12 protein-coding genes are annotated in these 14,208 nt (G+C 59.3%); all 12 read left to right on the top strand.

The genetic code is table 11. From position 1 onward, the window contains the following. The first annotated feature begins 15 nt into the window (after positions 1-15). The 12 genes from flgH (at position 16) to OPU96_RS03340 (ending at position 14,108) form a co-directional block, all read left to right on the top strand. The gene (gene flgH, locus OPU96_RS03395; RefSeq protein WP_192297026.1) at positions 16-711 is read left to right on the top strand and encodes a flagellar basal body L-ring protein FlgH; all 696 of its coding nucleotides are present in this window, start codon (positions 16-18) and stop codon (positions 709-711) included. Positions 712-714: 3 nt separating this feature from the next. After that, positions 715-1,827, top strand: a complete 1,113-nt coding sequence (locus tag OPU96_RS03390; RefSeq protein ID WP_370694869.1) for a flagellar basal body P-ring protein FlgI — start codon at positions 715-717, stop codon at positions 1,825-1,827. 4 nt (positions 1,828-1,831) lie between these two features. Continuing rightward, on the top strand, positions 1,832-3,097 hold the full coding sequence (gene flgJ / locus OPU96_RS03385) for a flagellar assembly peptidoglycan hydrolase FlgJ (protein ID WP_226454986.1): 1,266 nt from the start codon (positions 1,832-1,834) through the stop codon (positions 3,095-3,097). A gap of 10 nt (positions 3,098-3,107) precedes the next feature. Further along, complete coding sequence (gene flgK, locus OPU96_RS03380; RefSeq protein WP_192297024.1) at positions 3,108-5,150, top strand: flagellar hook-associated protein FlgK; 2,043 nt, start codon at positions 3,108-3,110, stop codon at positions 5,148-5,150. 14 nt (positions 5,151-5,164) lie between these two features. Beyond that, on the top strand, positions 5,165-6,790 hold the full coding sequence (locus tag OPU96_RS03375) for a flagellar hook-associated protein 3 (RefSeq protein ID WP_498558647.1): 1,626 nt from the start codon (positions 5,165-5,167) through the stop codon (positions 6,788-6,790). 277 nt (positions 6,791-7,067) lie between these two features. Continuing rightward, positions 7,068-7,997, top strand: a complete 930-nt coding sequence (locus tag OPU96_RS03370; RefSeq protein WP_192297022.1) for a ketoacyl-ACP synthase III — start codon at positions 7,068-7,070, stop codon at positions 7,995-7,997. A 266-nt stretch (positions 7,998-8,263) separates the two neighbouring features. Next, positions 8,264-9,688: a flagellin N-terminal helical domain-containing protein gene (locus OPU96_RS03365; protein WP_498558646.1), complete on the top strand. Its 1,425-nt coding sequence runs from the start codon at positions 8,264-8,266 to the stop codon at positions 9,686-9,688. A 74-nt stretch (positions 9,689-9,762) separates the two neighbouring features. Continuing rightward, positions 9,763-10,113 carry a flagellar protein FlaG gene (locus OPU96_RS03360; RefSeq protein ID WP_192297020.1) on the top strand — a complete coding sequence of 117 codons (351 nt, stop codon included), beginning with the start codon at positions 9,763-9,765 and terminating at the stop codon, positions 10,111-10,113. Between the two features lie 81 nt (positions 10,114-10,194). Next, on the top strand, positions 10,195-11,598 hold the full coding sequence (gene fliD, locus OPU96_RS03355; RefSeq protein WP_498558645.1) for a flagellar filament capping protein FliD: 1,404 nt from the start codon (positions 10,195-10,197) through the stop codon (positions 11,596-11,598). Between the two features lie 139 nt (positions 11,599-11,737). After that, positions 11,738-12,142 (top strand): flagellar export chaperone FliS, encoded by a 405-nt coding sequence (gene fliS / locus OPU96_RS03350; protein ID WP_498558644.1) that lies wholly within the window; start codon positions 11,738-11,740, stop codon positions 12,140-12,142. A 26-nt stretch (positions 12,143-12,168) separates the two neighbouring features. After that, positions 12,169-12,465 (top strand): flagellar protein FliT, encoded by a 297-nt coding sequence (fliT, locus tag OPU96_RS03345; protein ID WP_192297017.1) that lies wholly within the window; start codon positions 12,169-12,171, stop codon positions 12,463-12,465. 170 nt (positions 12,466-12,635) lie between these two features. Beyond that, positions 12,636-14,108, top strand: a complete 1,473-nt coding sequence (locus tag OPU96_RS03340) for a sigma-54 dependent transcriptional regulator (RefSeq protein ID WP_192297016.1) — start codon at positions 12,636-12,638, stop codon at positions 14,106-14,108. Positions 14,109-14,208 lie beyond the last annotated feature (100 nt).

Raw genomic sequence — 14,208 nt, 5'->3', positions numbered from 1 at the left:
CGTGAGGTAAGGGTCATGAATCGCTACGTTTCTGTTCTGGCATTGAGTGGGATCACCGTGCTCGCGGGCTGTGTCGCCCCTACGCCAAAACCCAATGACCCGTACTACGCGCCGGTGTTGCCACGCACGCCGCTGCCGGCGGCGGCCAACAATGGCTCGATCTACCAGGCCGGTTTCGAACAGAACCTGTACAGCGACCGCAAGGCGTTCCGGGTCGGTGACATCATCACCATCACCCTGAACGAGAAGACTCAGGCCAGCAAGAATGCCAACTCCCAAGTGGGCAAGACCAGCAAGACCGGTATCGGCCTGACCTCGTTGTTCGGTGCCGTGCCGAACACCAACAACCCACTGGGCGATGGCGACCTGAGCCTGAGCGCCGGCTACAGCGGTGATCGCGCCACCAACGGCAAGAGTTCGGCGGGGCAGGGCAACAGCCTGACCGGTTCGATCACCGTCACCGTGGCCGATGTGCTGCCCAATGGCATCATCGCCGTGCGCGGTGAAAAGTGGATGACCCTCAACACCGGTGACGAGCTGGTGCGCATTGCCGGCATGGTCCGTGCCGATGACATCTCCACCGACAACACTGTGCCGTCCACACGGATTGCCGATGCACGCATTACCTACTCGGGTACGGGTTCGTTTGCGGATGCAAGTCAGCCGGGCTGGTTCGACCGTTTCTTCCTTAGCCCGCTGTTCCCTTTCTAGGTGATGACTTTGAACCTCAAACAGCTGATGGCAGCGGCACTCTTGCTGTCCCTGAGCGCCGTCGCCCAGGCCGAGCGCCTGAAAGACATCGCGAGCATCTCCGGCGTGCGTTCCAACCAGTTGATCGGTTACGGCCTGGTGGTGGGGCTCAACGGTACGGGTGACCAGACCACCCAGACCCCGTTCACCTTGCAGACCTTCAACAACATGCTCTCGCAGTTCGGCATCAAGGTGCCGGCGGGTTCGGGCAACGTGCAACTGAAAAACGTCGCGGCCGTGTCGATCAGTGCCGACCTGCCGGCGTTCTCCAAGCCGGGCCAGGTGGTGGACATCACCGTGTCGTCCATCGGTAACTCGAAAAGCCTGCGTGGCGGCACCCTGTTGATGACGCCGCTCAAAGGTATCGACGGCAACGTCTACGCCATTGCCCAGGGCAACCTGGTGGTGGGCGGGTTTGACGCCGAAGGTCGCGACGGTTCGAAGATCACCGTCAACGTGCCGTCGGCCGGGCGGATTCCTGGCGGCGCCACGGTGGAACGCACCGTGCCGAGCGGCTTCAACCAAGGCAATAGCCTGACCCTGAACCTCAACCGTTCCGACTTCACCACCGCCAAGCGTGTGGTTGACAAGATCAACGACATGCTCGGCCCTGGCGTGGCCCAGGCCATCGACGGCGGCTCGATCCGCGTGACCGCGCCGCTGGACCCAAGCCAGCGGGTGGACTACCTGTCGATCCTGGAAAACCTTGAAGTCGACCCGGGCCAGGCGGTGGCCAAAGTCATCATCAACTCGCGTACCGGCACCATCGTGATCGGCCAGAACGTCAAGGTTTCGCCGGCGGCGGTGACCCACGGCAGCCTGACCGTGACCATCACCGAAGACCCGATCGTCAGCCAGCCTGGGCCGTTGTCCAACGGCCAGACGGCAGTGGTGCCGCGCTCGCGTGTCAACGCTCAGCAAGAAGCCAAGCCGATGTTCAAATTCGGCCCCGGCACCACCCTGGATGAGATTGTCCGTGCGGTGAACCAGGTGGGCGCAGCGCCCGGCGACTTGATGGCGATCCTTGAAGCATTGAAACAGGCCGGCGCCTTGCAAGCCGACCTGATCGTGATCTGAGGCCATGGCCATGGATATGCGCAAGAGCGGGATCAGCAGCACGGCGGACTCGGGGTCTTACTCCGACTTGGGCAGGCTTAACCAGCTCAAGGTCGGCGCCGACAAGAACAGCGAAGGCAACATGCGCAAGGTGGCGCAGGAGTTTGAGTCGTTGTTCGTCAGCGAAATGCTCAAGTCCATGCGTTCGGCCACCGAGGCGTTGGGCAAGGACAACCCGATGAACACGCCGGCGGCCAAGCAGTATCAGGAAATGTACGACCAGCAGTTGGCGGTGTCGATGTCCCGCGAAGGCGGCGGTATCGGCCTGGCCGATGTGTTGATGCGCCAGATGCAGAAGAACAAGCCGGTGGACGCCCAGGCGGCCACCTTGCAGGGCCCGGCGGCGGCAGAGCCGGTGAAGAAGGTCGATGTGCCGACGGAAATTGGTGCCGGTACCCAGGCCGACGGTGCACTCGGTCGCTCCAATGGCCAGCGTCCATTGTGGGCCTATCGCGTCGCGGTGCCCGAAGGCACTGCCAGCGCTCACGTCAACGATATGGAGCTGATGAACCAGCGCCGCATCGCCTTGCCGAGCAAACTCACCGACCGCCTGCTGGCCGGCATCGTGCCCAGCACCGACACCACGGTCGCCAAGGCTGCACCGCTGCGTAACAGCGCTGCCGATGACAATGTGGTCAACAGCACCACGCGCAGCTTTGCCGTGCCCAGCGATCGCATGCAGATCTACAGCCGCGCCATCGCCCAGCCGCCGCTGGCGCCAGCGAAAAAAGCCTTCAGTTCCCAGGATGAGTTCGTCGCCACCATGTTGCCGATGGCCAAGGCCGCCGCCGCGCGGATTGGCGTTGATCCGAAGTACCTGGTGGCCCAGGCTGCCCTGGAAACCGGCTGGGGCAAATCGGTAATGCGTGCCGAAGACGGCAGCAGCAGCCACAACCTGTTTGGCATCAAGGCCGGCCAGAGCTGGCAGGGCGGTCAGGCCCGTGCGATCACCAGCGAGTTCCGCGATGGCGCGATGGTCAAGGAAACGGCGCAGTTCCGTTCCTACGCCTCGTACCAGGACAGCTTCCACGACCTCGTGACCTTGCTGCAAAGCAATGATCGCTATAAAGAAGTTGTGAAATCGGCCGATAACCCCGAACAGTTTGTACGCGAGTTGCAAAAAGCCGGTTACGCAACCGACCCGGCCTATGCCAGCAAGATTTCGCAGATCGCCAAAACGATGGACAGTTACCAGAATTACGCTGCCGCTGGCGCAACCACACATTTATAAGGTCTGAACCATGAGTTTGCTCAGTATCGGGATGTCAGGGCTCAATGCCGCTCAAGGATCGTTGTCGGTCTTGAGTAATAACATTGCCAACGCCAATACCTCGGGCTATTCGCGTCAGCAGACTACCCAGAGCGCCAACGCGTCGAACCCTTACGGCGGCGTGTTCATCGGCAGCGGCACCACCCTGGCCGACGTGCGCCGGGTGTATAACGAATACCTCGACGCGGCCTACCAGAACAGCACCTCGCTCAACAGCGATGCCAAGGCCTACCTGGACCAGGTAAGTGCGGTCGACAAGACCCTGTCGGACAAGACCACCGGCATGTCCGCTGTGCTCAGTTCGTTCTTCGCCGCGGTGCAGACGGCTTCGGCGAACCCGAGCGATGCGTCGGCGCGCCAGATCCTGCTGACCAATGCGCAGACCCTGACCAACCGTTTCAACGCGATTTCCACCCAGTTGAGCACGCAGAAAGAGACCATCAACGGTCAGCTGACCTCCATGAGCGATCAGGTCAACCAGCTGACCTCGTCGATTGCGTCCCTCAACAAACAGATCAACCAGGTTCAGGGTTCGAGCAACGTTACCCCGGCCAACCTGCTGGACGCGCGTGCCGAAGCCGTGCGCTCGCTCAATGAGCTGATCGGCGTGACCGCCAGCGAGAAGAACGGCGTGTTCAGCGTCAGCACCGGCACCGGCCAATCGCTGGTGATGGGCGACCAGTCCAACACTATCTCCGCCGTGCCGAGCGACAGCGATGCAAGCCAATACACCATCCAGTTGAACATGGCCGGCAACACCAAGGTCGACCTGGGCAACGTGATCAGTGGTGGTAGCATCGGCGGCCTGCTGCGGTATCGCAGCGACGTGTTGACGCCGGCCATCAATGACCTGGGCCGCATCGCCACGGTGACGTCCGACGTGATCAACAGCCAGTTGGGCCAGGGCCTGGACCTCAACGGCGAGTTCGGTGCCGCGATGTTCAAGGACATCAACAGTGTCGCCTCGATTGCCCAGCGCAGCGTGGCATCGGCGTCCAACACCGGCGACGGTGGCCTGAACGTGACGATCAAGGACAGCAGCAAGCTGACCAACTTCGATTACAAGGTGACCTTCACCGCAGCCGACAAGTACAGCGTGGTGCGTTCCGATGGCAAGGCCATGGGTAACTTCACCCTGGACCCGACCCAGCCGGCGCCGGTGATCGACGGTTTCGCCTTGACCCTCAAGACCGGCACCATGCAGCCGGGCGACAGCTTCAAGGTCAGCCCGACCGCCAACGGCGCCAAGGAAATCGGCACGGTCCTTACCGACCCGAGCAAGATTGCCTTTGCCGCGCCATTGTCCGGCGAGGGCAGCAAGACCAACCAGGGCACCGGCACCTTCACGCCGCCGACCCTGACAGTGCCTCTGGACATCGCCGGCGGTGCCGCGACCGCGCAGTTGCAAGTGGGTATCGAGCACTCGATGCCAGTGAAAATGGTCTTTGGCAAACCGGCGGCCGATGGCACCCAGAGCTACACGATCAATAACGCCCAGGGCGATCCGATCGGCTCCGGCAGCATCGTCCCGGGGCAGGCCAACAAGATCACCATCAACGTGCCGATGCGCGCTGCGGATGGCACGCTGGTGAGCCCGGCCAAGAGCTTCAGCTTCGACACCACGGTAGGCGGCTCGCCGACCGACGGTGACAGCACCTCGTTTTCGTTCAATGCCACGGGCGTTTCCGACAACCGCAACGCCCAGAAACTGCTGGACCTGCAGACCAAGGCGACCGTCGGTACAGCCGCCGATGGCAGCGGTGGCACCAGCCTGGTGGGGGCCAACAGCAAGCTGGTGTCCACCGTCGGCGCCAAGGCGGCCGCGGCCACCACCGACACCACCGCGACCAACGCGCTGCTGACGGCCAACAAGAATGCGCGCAACTCGGTGTCCCAGGTCAACCTGGACGAAGAGGCGGGCGACATGATCAAGTTTCAGCAGTACTACACCGCGTCGTCGCAGATCATCAAGGCCGCGCAAGAAACCTTCAGCACGCTGATCAATAGTCTTTAAGGGAGCCTGGGACGATGCGCATTTCGACACAGCAGTATTTCGACACCAGCGCGACTCGCTATACGGATAACTATTCCAGCGTGGTCAAGGCGCAGCAGCAGGCGAGTTCAGGCGTGCGTGTGCAGACCGCCGCCGATGATCCGGTTGCCGCGCAGCGTTTGCTGATGCTGCAACAACAGAAAGACATGCTGGCGCAGTACAGCGGCAACATCACCAATATCCAGAGTTCGCTGACCAACCAAGAAAGCGTGCTGGATGCGATCAACACCACCCTCCAGGCGGCCAGCCAGTTGGCCTTGAAGGCCGGTGGCGTGACCAGCGATGCGGACCGCAAATCCATTTCCGTTGAAGTGGGTGCTCTTGAGGATCAGTTGCTGGGCTTGCTCAACAGCAAGGACGCGGCGGGCAAATACCTGTTCTCCGGTTCCAAGACCGACACGCCGCCGTATTCGCGCAACAATGATGGTACTTACAACTATCAGGGCGACGAAAATGAGCTGAGCCTGCAAGTGTCCGAGACGCTGACCGTACGCACCGGCGATACGGGCAAGACGATCCTGGAAGGCGCGGTCAACAACAGCCGCACGAAGTCCACATACACCACGCCTGCACCCGTGCCGCCCGCGACTACTCCGTCGCAAGTGGACGATCACAAGGTCGCCATTTCGGCGGGCCTAGTGACGTCGGGTATTGAATACAACAAGTCGTACGCCGACGGCCAGCCGTACAAGCTGACCTTCACCAGCAGCACCCAGTATGTGGTGACGGATAAAGGCGGCAACGACATTACCTCGCAGCTTCCGGGCAACGGGACGTTCGACTCTACCAAGGAGGGCAGTGCCAGCGTCAACCTGCGCGGGGTCAAGTTCGACATCAGTGTCGACCTGACCGACAAGGCCTCCGGGCCGGATGCCGATGCGATGGTCAAGGGGCGTGAGTTCACGCTCTCGGCCAAGCCGGACACGTTCAACGTCGCCCGCACCGCGAGTAACACGTCGCCGACGCAACTGACCAATGCCACGGTCAGTAGCCCGGCCAAGTACGCCAGCACCTTCCCGGCCAACAGTGGCGTGCTGATCAAGTTCAGCGATACCGATCCGAACGCCTACGAGGTGTTTTCGCAGCCCTACACCCCCAACAGCAAGGCGATTGATTCGGGTGTCATCGATGCGACCGCCACGCCGAGCCCGACGATCACGGCGGCGGGCGTTACGTTCAGCCTGAGCGGCGCGCCGAATGTCGGCGATCAGTTTTCGGTCGGTGCCAGTACCCAGAAAACCCAGAGCGCCCTCGATACCTTGAGTCAGCTGCGCATTGCTCTGGAGCAACCGGCGGATGGAATTCCCGGTGCACGGGTCAAGCTGCAGGACGCCTTGAACGCTGCCGTCAGTAACCTGACCAGCTCAACCGACCAGGTGGATAACGTGCGTGGTTCCATCGGTGCGCGGCAGAATGCGCTGAATGTGCAGTCCAGCGAAAACACCAGTGTCGGTCTGGCCAATACCAGCACTATGAGTGCCCTGGCCAACGTCGATATGGGTGAGGCCGCGATCAACCTGACCTTGCAGCAAACCATGCTCGAAGCCTCGCAGCTGGCATTTGTGAAAGTCTCGCAGTTGAGCCTGTTCAACAAGATGTAAACGGCGTCATCCCCAGCGGCCCAGCCTGGAAACAGGCTGGGCCGTTGTCGTTTACGCGGTTTAATTGTTTGAAGGTTTTGCATAAACCACACAGAATTGAGTGACCTGTGAGTCATAAAGCGCATCTTCACTGTATCGTGTGAAAAGGATAAGTCGTCTCAGAGTCCTTGCGCAGCGGCTTTCAGCGAGTTTTTTGCGGGGTTGCCCCCTTTATTGTCAGCACCCGGCGAGGCGACTCGCGGGGTGATCTCCAGCTATTTAGTATTGGGAAGCCACAATGATTGGCATAAAAAGCATCGCCAGTTACGTGCCGGCCGACGGGATCGATAACTACGCCCAGGGTGCCAAATTCGCCAAGGATGAAGAGTTCATCATTGGCAAGATCGGTTCGGCGTTCCTGCCGCGCAAGGAAGCCGCGCAGGAAACCTCCGATCTGTGTGTCGAGGCGGTCAACGCTTTGTTTGCCAATAACCCCGATTTGAAGCGTGAGTCCATCGACGCGCTGATCGTCGTCACCCAGAACGGTGATGAAGAGGGTTTGCCCCACACGGCCGCCATCGTCCAGGACAAGCTCGGCTTGCCGACTCACGTCGCGGCGTTCGATATTTCCCTGGGCTGCTCCGGCTACGTCTACGGCATCTACGCGATGAAGGGCTTCATGGAAGCCACTGGCCTGAAAAACGGCCTGCTGATCACCGCCGACCCGTATTCGAAGATCGTTGATCCGGAAGACCGCAACACCACCATGCTGTTCGGTGACGCTGCCACCGCGACCTGGATGGGCGAAGACGCGTCCTGGCTGCTGGGCAAGTCCAAGTTCGGCACCGACGGTTCCGGCGCGCCGCACCTGAAGGTCAGCGACGGCGTGTTCTTCATGAACGGTCGCCAGGTGTTCAACTTTGCCCTGCTTAAAGTGCCTGCGCATCTGCACGAGCTGCTCAATGAGTCGGATCTGCAAGCGGATGACATCGATGCGTTCTGCATCCACCAGGGCAGTGCGGCGATTGTCGATGCCGTGGCGCGTCGGTTTGAAGATGCGCCGGTGGACAAGTTCATCAAGGACATGGTCGAGACCGGCAACACCGTGTCGTCGAGCATTCCATTGCTGCTGGAAAAGCACGTGATGGATGCGACCTGGAAGCGCGTAGCCATCAGCGGTTTTGGGGTGGGCCTGTCGTGGGGTTCGGCGATTTTGCATCGTCCGTGAGCCTTTAGCGCATAGCACAAAAAAAACGCCGATGATCGAAAGATCATCGGCGTTTTTTATTTGGCGCCAGAAAAGCCAATGAATCCGGGGTTTTTTGCCTGCGTAAGCCCTTGAATTGCAAGGGGTGGCACGTCGCCAGCAAAAAAATCAAAAAAAATCCTCAAGCAACTGCCCAGCACGACGATAACTATTACGTAGGTTCTCAGGCCACACCCGGCGGTTGCCAGGGCCGGAAGCCGCAGTATCCATCCAACGAGGATTTCGTCATGGCTTTAACAGTAAACACCAACATTGCTTCGATCACTACTCAGGGCAACCTGAACAAAGCCGGCGGCGCCCTGGCCACCTCCATGCAGCGCCTGTCTTCCGGCCTGCGTATCAACAGCGCTAAAGACGACGCTGCAGGCCTGCAGATCGCTAACCGCCTGACCAGCCAAATCAACGGCCTGGGCCAAGCAGTAAAAAACGTGAACGATGGTATCTCCATCGCTCAGACCGCTGAAGGCGCGATGCAGGCTTCGACCGACATCCTGCAAAAAATGCGTACCCTGGCTCTGTCCTCCGCTACCGGTTCCCTGAGCGCTGACGACCGTAAGTCGAACAACGACGAATACCAGGCTCTGACTTCGGAACTGACCCGTATCTCGCAAACCACTACTTTCGGTGGCCAGAAGCTGCTGGACGGTTCGTACGGTACCAAAGCCATCCAGGTTGGCGCCAACGCTAACGAAACCATCAACCTGAGCCTGGAAAACGTTGCAGCCAACAACATTGGTTCGCAGCAGATCAAAACCAAGGCCATCGCACCTAGCGCCACTGGCCTGGCTGGCGGCGACATCACTGTTACCGGCAACGGTCAGACCAAAACCGTAACTTACGCTGCAGGCGCTTCGGCTAAAGACATCGCTGCGGGCCTGAACGGTTCGATCGGTGGCCTGACCGCTACCGCCAGCACTGAAGTCAAACTGGAAGTAGGCGCTGCCACTCCGTCGAACTTCAAGCTGGCTGTAGGTGGCGGTAATGCTGTTGATTTCGTCGGCGTGAAGGACCTGGCCGGCCTGGCTGACCAGCTGAAATCGAACGCTGCCAAACTGGGCATCAGCGTTAACTACGACGAATCCAACAAAACCCTGTCGGTTAAGTCGGATTCCGGCGAAAACCTGTCGTTCTCGGGTGCTGATGCCAACGCTCAGACCAACATCCTGGTTGGCGCAAAAGACGGCGCTGGCGCATTCGCCACCCCGGCTGCTCTGGGTGCTGCTGCAATCGTTGTGACCGGTCAGGTTTCCCTGGATTCGGCTAAAGGCTACTCCCTGAGCGACGCTGGTACTGGTGTATCGGACTTGTTCGCGGCTGCTACCGTTTCGTCGACCAAGACCACCATCTCTAACACCGACGTGACCGACTCTACCAACGCTCAAAACGCGCTGGCTGTTATCGACAAGGCCATCGGCACCATCGACGGCGTTCGTTCGGGCCTGGGTGCTACTCAGAACCGTCTGACTACCACTGCAGACAACCTGCAGAACATTCAGAAGAACTCCACCGCTGCACGTTCCACCGTTCAGGACGTCGACTTCGCTTCCGAAACCGCCGAACTGACCAAGCAACAAACCCTGCAGTCGGCTTCCACCGCGATCCTGTCGCAGGCTAACCAGCTGCCATCCGCTGTACTGAAGCTGCTTCAGTAATCCCAGCGCTTGGTAACTAACGGAAGGGTGCGTCTACGTGCCCTTCCGTTTTTTCGGTTTAGAGGAGATTGGACATGGACATGAGTGTAAAGCTGAACCAGTCTTATCCGCCGGTTGCACCCCTAAGCGCATCTGCCCAGGTAGTGACTGATAAAGCCGTTCCAAAAGCCCAGGAAGCCGCCGCCACAGCAAAACAGCCTGAGCGTGCCGACCTGGAACAAGCAGTAACCGATATTCGAGAATTCGTTCAAGCTGCCCAGCGCAGCCTGGATTTTTCCATTGATGACTCCACCCATCGCGTGGTGGTCAAGGTCATCGCCACCGACAGTGGTGAAGTGATTCGCCAGATTCCGTCGGAAACGGCATTGAAACTGGCACAGAGCCTTTCCAGCGCCAGCAGCTTGTTGTTCGACGACAAGGCCTGAGCTGGCATGAAACTTGTTGCTGTCAGGTCTTGAGGCGCAATAAGTCAAGATAACGGCAGCCACCGAACAGGAGATACGAAGATGGCGGGTTCAACGGTAAGTGGTATCGGTTCTAATATCGATACGCAGGCGATCGTGACGTCCTTGGTGAACGCCGAAAAGGTGCCCAAGCAGACGCAGATCAATACCGCATCAGCGAAAGCGACCACCACGCTGTCTTCGATCGGCAAGATTCAAGCGGCGCTGGACGCGTTTCGTGGTGCGCTCGACACGATGGCCAAGGACAGCAGCTTTACCGGCCTGACCGGTTCATCCTCGGATGAAAAAGTCGCGACCATGACCTCCAGCAATACCGCTTCGACAGGTAGCTTCCGACTGATCGTCAACCAATTGGCCCAGGCGTCGAAGCTGTCGAGTGCCAATTTTTCCGGTGGTACTTCTTCGGTGGTGAATGCCACCAACAAGCCGACGACGCTGACGATTACCCAGTCCAGCAAAGACTATGACGTGAGTATCCCGGCCGGTGCGACCTTGCAGCAGGTGCGGGATTCGATCAACACCCAGTTTGGTACGTCGGGTTTGAGCGCCAACATCCAGACCGACTCCAATGGTTCCCGGTTGATCCTGACGTCGACCAAGATGGGTACGGGCTCTGACCTGACGCTTTCGGGTAATTCGGGATTGGATGTCGGGGCTAGTGTCGTTGATGAGCCCAAGGATGCGTTGTACAGCATCGATGGTGTTTCTTCGGTGTCCAAGACCAACAACATTGAAGGGGCACTCAGTGGCGTGAACATCAAGCTGGTGTCGGTTTCCGCGCTCAAGACGGCAGGTGATGTCAGTCCGAATCCGGAGAGAAACGCCACGCTGATCACGGTGAGCACCAACACCACGGCGCTCAAGTCCGGGGTCAAGGGTTTCATTGATACCTACAACGCCTTGATCACTGCGATGAACGCCGAAACCAAGGTCACCAAGAACCTGGACGGTAGCACCACGGCGGCAACGCTGACGGGCGACTCGACCATGCGCTCCCTGCAGAGCGCGATTCGCAACGAGTTCAACACGCTGTCGGGCACAGGGGCGTTGAAGTCCCTGGCACAATTTGGCGTGAGCACCAGTTCGACCACTGGCCTGCTGACGATCGATGACAAGAAGTGGGATGCAGCGGTTAAAACCAACGCGGCCGACATCAACAGCATGTTTTCCGGCAAGGACGGCATGCTGGCGCGGATGAAAAGCGCCACCGACGATTTCGCCAAGGCCAGCACCGGCATCCTGGCGACGCGTTCGACCTCCTTGTCGGACACGCTCAAGGACCTGACCAAGGAGCAGTCCACCCTGGACGAGCGCATGACCTTGCTCACCAACAGCCTGTCGGCCAAATACAACGCCATGGACACCCTGGTCGCCCAATTGCGCCAGCAAAGCACCAGTGTCATGACCACGCTCAATGCGCTGAACAACGTAAAGACCAATAGTTGATTCCGCGTCATAAAAAAAGGCCAGGCGACCTGCCTGGCCTTTTTTATCGAGAGACGACTGGCGCTAAAGCTTTTTGCGAGCCAGTCGACATATTGGTTACTCAACCACTTTCCGCTGTCGCCCGTCACGAGGTAGAAACATGAATCCCATGAGAGCCCTTCGCCAATACCAGAAGGTCAATTCCCATGCTCAGATCTCCGAAGCCAGCCCTCATCGTCTGGTGCAGATGCTGATGGAAGGTGGGCTCGACCGCATGGCCCAGGCCAAAGGCGCGTTGGCACGTGGTGACATCGCGGCAAAGGGTTTGATGCTCGGCAAGGCCATCGACATCGTGATCGGCCTGCGTGATGGGCTTGACGCCGAGAAAAGTGACAACCCGGCTTACGTCCAGCAGTTGGAAAGCCTGTACGCCTACATGACCAACCGTCTGATGGAAGCGAACCTGCATAACGATGCGGACATGATCGACGAAGTCGCCCGTTTGCTGATTACCGTAAAAGAAGGCTGGGATGCTATTGGCGCGCCGCAGGCCGCCGCTGAATAAGGCCTGAGGGCCTTGAGGATCACGTCATGAGCCATGCACTGCAACGCATTGATGAAACTCGCGAGGCGCTGATGGGCGCGCTGGCGGAACGCAATTGGGACGCTATTGGCGAGCTCGATCTGGGTTGCCGCAGTGTGATCGATGAGGCGCTCAGCGAAGCGCCGGAAGACGAGAGCATGTTGCGCGAAAAACTCGAGAGCCTGCTGGCGGTATATCAGCAGTTGCTGGAAGTGACGACGGGCGAAAGACAGGCGATTTTTGAAGAGATGTCGCAGATCAACCAAGCTAAAAATGCGTCAAAGGTTTACCATCTGTTCGGCTGAATAGCGTCAGTTGGTCCGAACGGTGCGTCATATATTTGACTGTGCCAGCATTTTTGACTTAACTAGTGCTGTTTTCAGATTTCAGACGTCTAGTAAGGTACAAAATCGTACAAGCGTCTTGATTGCCCTCATTCTTGGGCAGGAAGTTTTACTAGGGAAGTTGCTATTGCATGTGGCGTGAAACCAAAATTCTGCTGATTGATGACGATAGCGTCCGCCGCCGCGATTTAGCGGTGATTTTGAATTTTCTTGGCGAAGAAAATCTGCCCTGCGGCAGCCATGACTGGCAGCAGGCGGTCAGCTCATTGTCATCGAGCCGTGAAGTCATTTGTGTGCTGATCGGGACGGTAAACGCTCCTGGCGCTGTTTTGGGCTTGTTAAAGACACTGTCCACCTGGGATGAGTTCCTTCCAGTTTTGCTAATTGGCGAAATTTCTCCCGTCGACCTGCCCGAAGACCAGCGTCGCCGGGTACTTTCCTCCCTGGAAATGCCGCCCAGCTACAGCAAATTGCTTGATTCACTGCACCGCGCCCAGGTCTATCGCGAGATGTACGACCAGGCCCGCGAGCGCGGTCGCCACCGTGAACCCAACCTGTTCCGCAGCCTGGTCGGCACCAGCCGTGCGATCCAGCATGTGCGCCAGATGATGCAGCAAGTGGCCGATACCGACGCCAGCGTGCTGATCCTCGGCGAGTCGGGCACCGGCAAGGAAGTGGTGGCGCGCAACCTGCACTACCACTCCAAGCGTCGTGACGGGCCCTTTGTGCCGGTCAACTGCGGGGCGATCCCGGCAGAGCTGCTCGAAAGCGAATTGTTCGGCCACGAGAAGGGCGCCTTTACCGGGGCGATCACCAGCCGTGCCGGGCGTTTCGAGCTGGCCAACGGCGGCACCCTGTTCCTCGACGAAATCGGCGACATGCCGCTGCCGATGCAGGTCAAGCTGCTGCGCGTGTTGCAGGAGCGCACCTTCGAGCGCGTGGGCAGCAACAAGACCCAGAGCGTCGATGTACGCATCATCGCGGCGACCCACAAAAACCTCGAAAGCATGATCGAGGTCGGCAGCTTCCGCGAAGACCTGTACTACCGCCTCAACGTCTTCCCGATCGAGATGGCCCCGCTGCGCGAGCGCGTCGAAGACATCCCGCTGCTGATGAACGAACTGATCTCGCGCATGGAGCACGAAAAGCGCGGCTCGATCCGGTTCAACTCCGCGGCGATCATGTCCCTGTGTCGCCACGGCTGGCCGGGCAACGTGCGGGAGCTGGCCAACCTGGTCGAGCGCATGGCGATCATGCACCCCTACGGTGTGATCGGCGTGGTCGAGCTGCCGAAGAAATTCCGCTATGTCGACGACGAAGACGAGCAACTCGACAGCCTGCGCAGCGACATGGAAGAGCGTGTAGCCATCAACGGCCATACCCCGGACTTCGGTTCCACCGCCATGCTGCCGCCGGAAGGCCTCGACCTGAAGGATTACCTCGGCAACCTGGAACAAGGCCTGATCCAACAGGCCCTGGACGACGCCAACGGCATCGTCGCCCGCGCCGCCGAGCGCTTGCGTATCCGCCGTACCACCCTGGTGGAGAAGATGCGCAAGTACGGCATGAGCCGTCGAGAAGGTGATGAACAGGCGGATGATTGACGCCTGTTTTTTAAACCACTGAAACTTCAGTGGTTTTTTTTAGGCACGGGTATTGCTACAGCCCTCGCAACGTTCCGTTTAACTGACGGTCAGCCAAGCG

Source organism: Pseudomonas sp. RP-B7 (assembly GCF_059803535.1).
Note: the sequence above shows the minus strand (reverse complement) of the source record. Positions and strands in the feature narration are given on the sequence as shown.

What these genes read in the sequence shown, in the direction of transcription:
- flgK (WP_192297024.1), top strand. Translation starts at nt 3,108, where the DNA reads ATGAGTTTGCTCAGTATCGGGATGTCAGGGCTCAATGCCGCTCAAGGA.
- OPU96_RS03365 (WP_498558646.1), top strand. Translation starts at nt 8,264, where the DNA reads ATGGCTTTAACAGTAAACACCAACATTGCTTCGATCACTACTCAGGGC.
- OPU96_RS03390 (WP_370694869.1), top strand. Translation starts at nt 715, where the DNA reads ATGACTTTGAACCTCAAACAGCTGATGGCAGCGGCACTCTTGCTGTCC.
- fliD (WP_498558645.1), top strand. Translation starts at nt 10,195, where the DNA reads ATGGCGGGTTCAACGGTAAGTGGTATCGGTTCTAATATCGATACGCAG.
- OPU96_RS03360 (WP_192297020.1), top strand. Translation starts at nt 9,763, where the DNA reads ATGGACATGAGTGTAAAGCTGAACCAGTCTTATCCGCCGGTTGCACCC.
- OPU96_RS03370 (WP_192297022.1), top strand. Translation starts at nt 7,068, where the DNA reads ATGATTGGCATAAAAAGCATCGCCAGTTACGTGCCGGCCGACGGGATC.
- OPU96_RS03340 (WP_192297016.1), top strand. Translation starts at nt 12,636, where the DNA reads ATGTGGCGTGAAACCAAAATTCTGCTGATTGATGACGATAGCGTCCGC.
- fliT (WP_192297017.1), top strand. Translation starts at nt 12,169, where the DNA reads ATGAGCCATGCACTGCAACGCATTGATGAAACTCGCGAGGCGCTGATG.
- flgH (WP_192297026.1), top strand. Translation starts at nt 16, where the DNA reads ATGAATCGCTACGTTTCTGTTCTGGCATTGAGTGGGATCACCGTGCTC.
- OPU96_RS03375 (WP_498558647.1), top strand. Translation starts at nt 5,165, where the DNA reads ATGCGCATTTCGACACAGCAGTATTTCGACACCAGCGCGACTCGCTAT.
- flgJ (WP_226454986.1), top strand. Translation starts at nt 1,832, where the DNA reads ATGGCCATGGATATGCGCAAGAGCGGGATCAGCAGCACGGCGGACTCG.
- fliS (WP_498558644.1), top strand. Translation starts at nt 11,738, where the DNA reads ATGAATCCCATGAGAGCCCTTCGCCAATACCAGAAGGTCAATTCCCAT.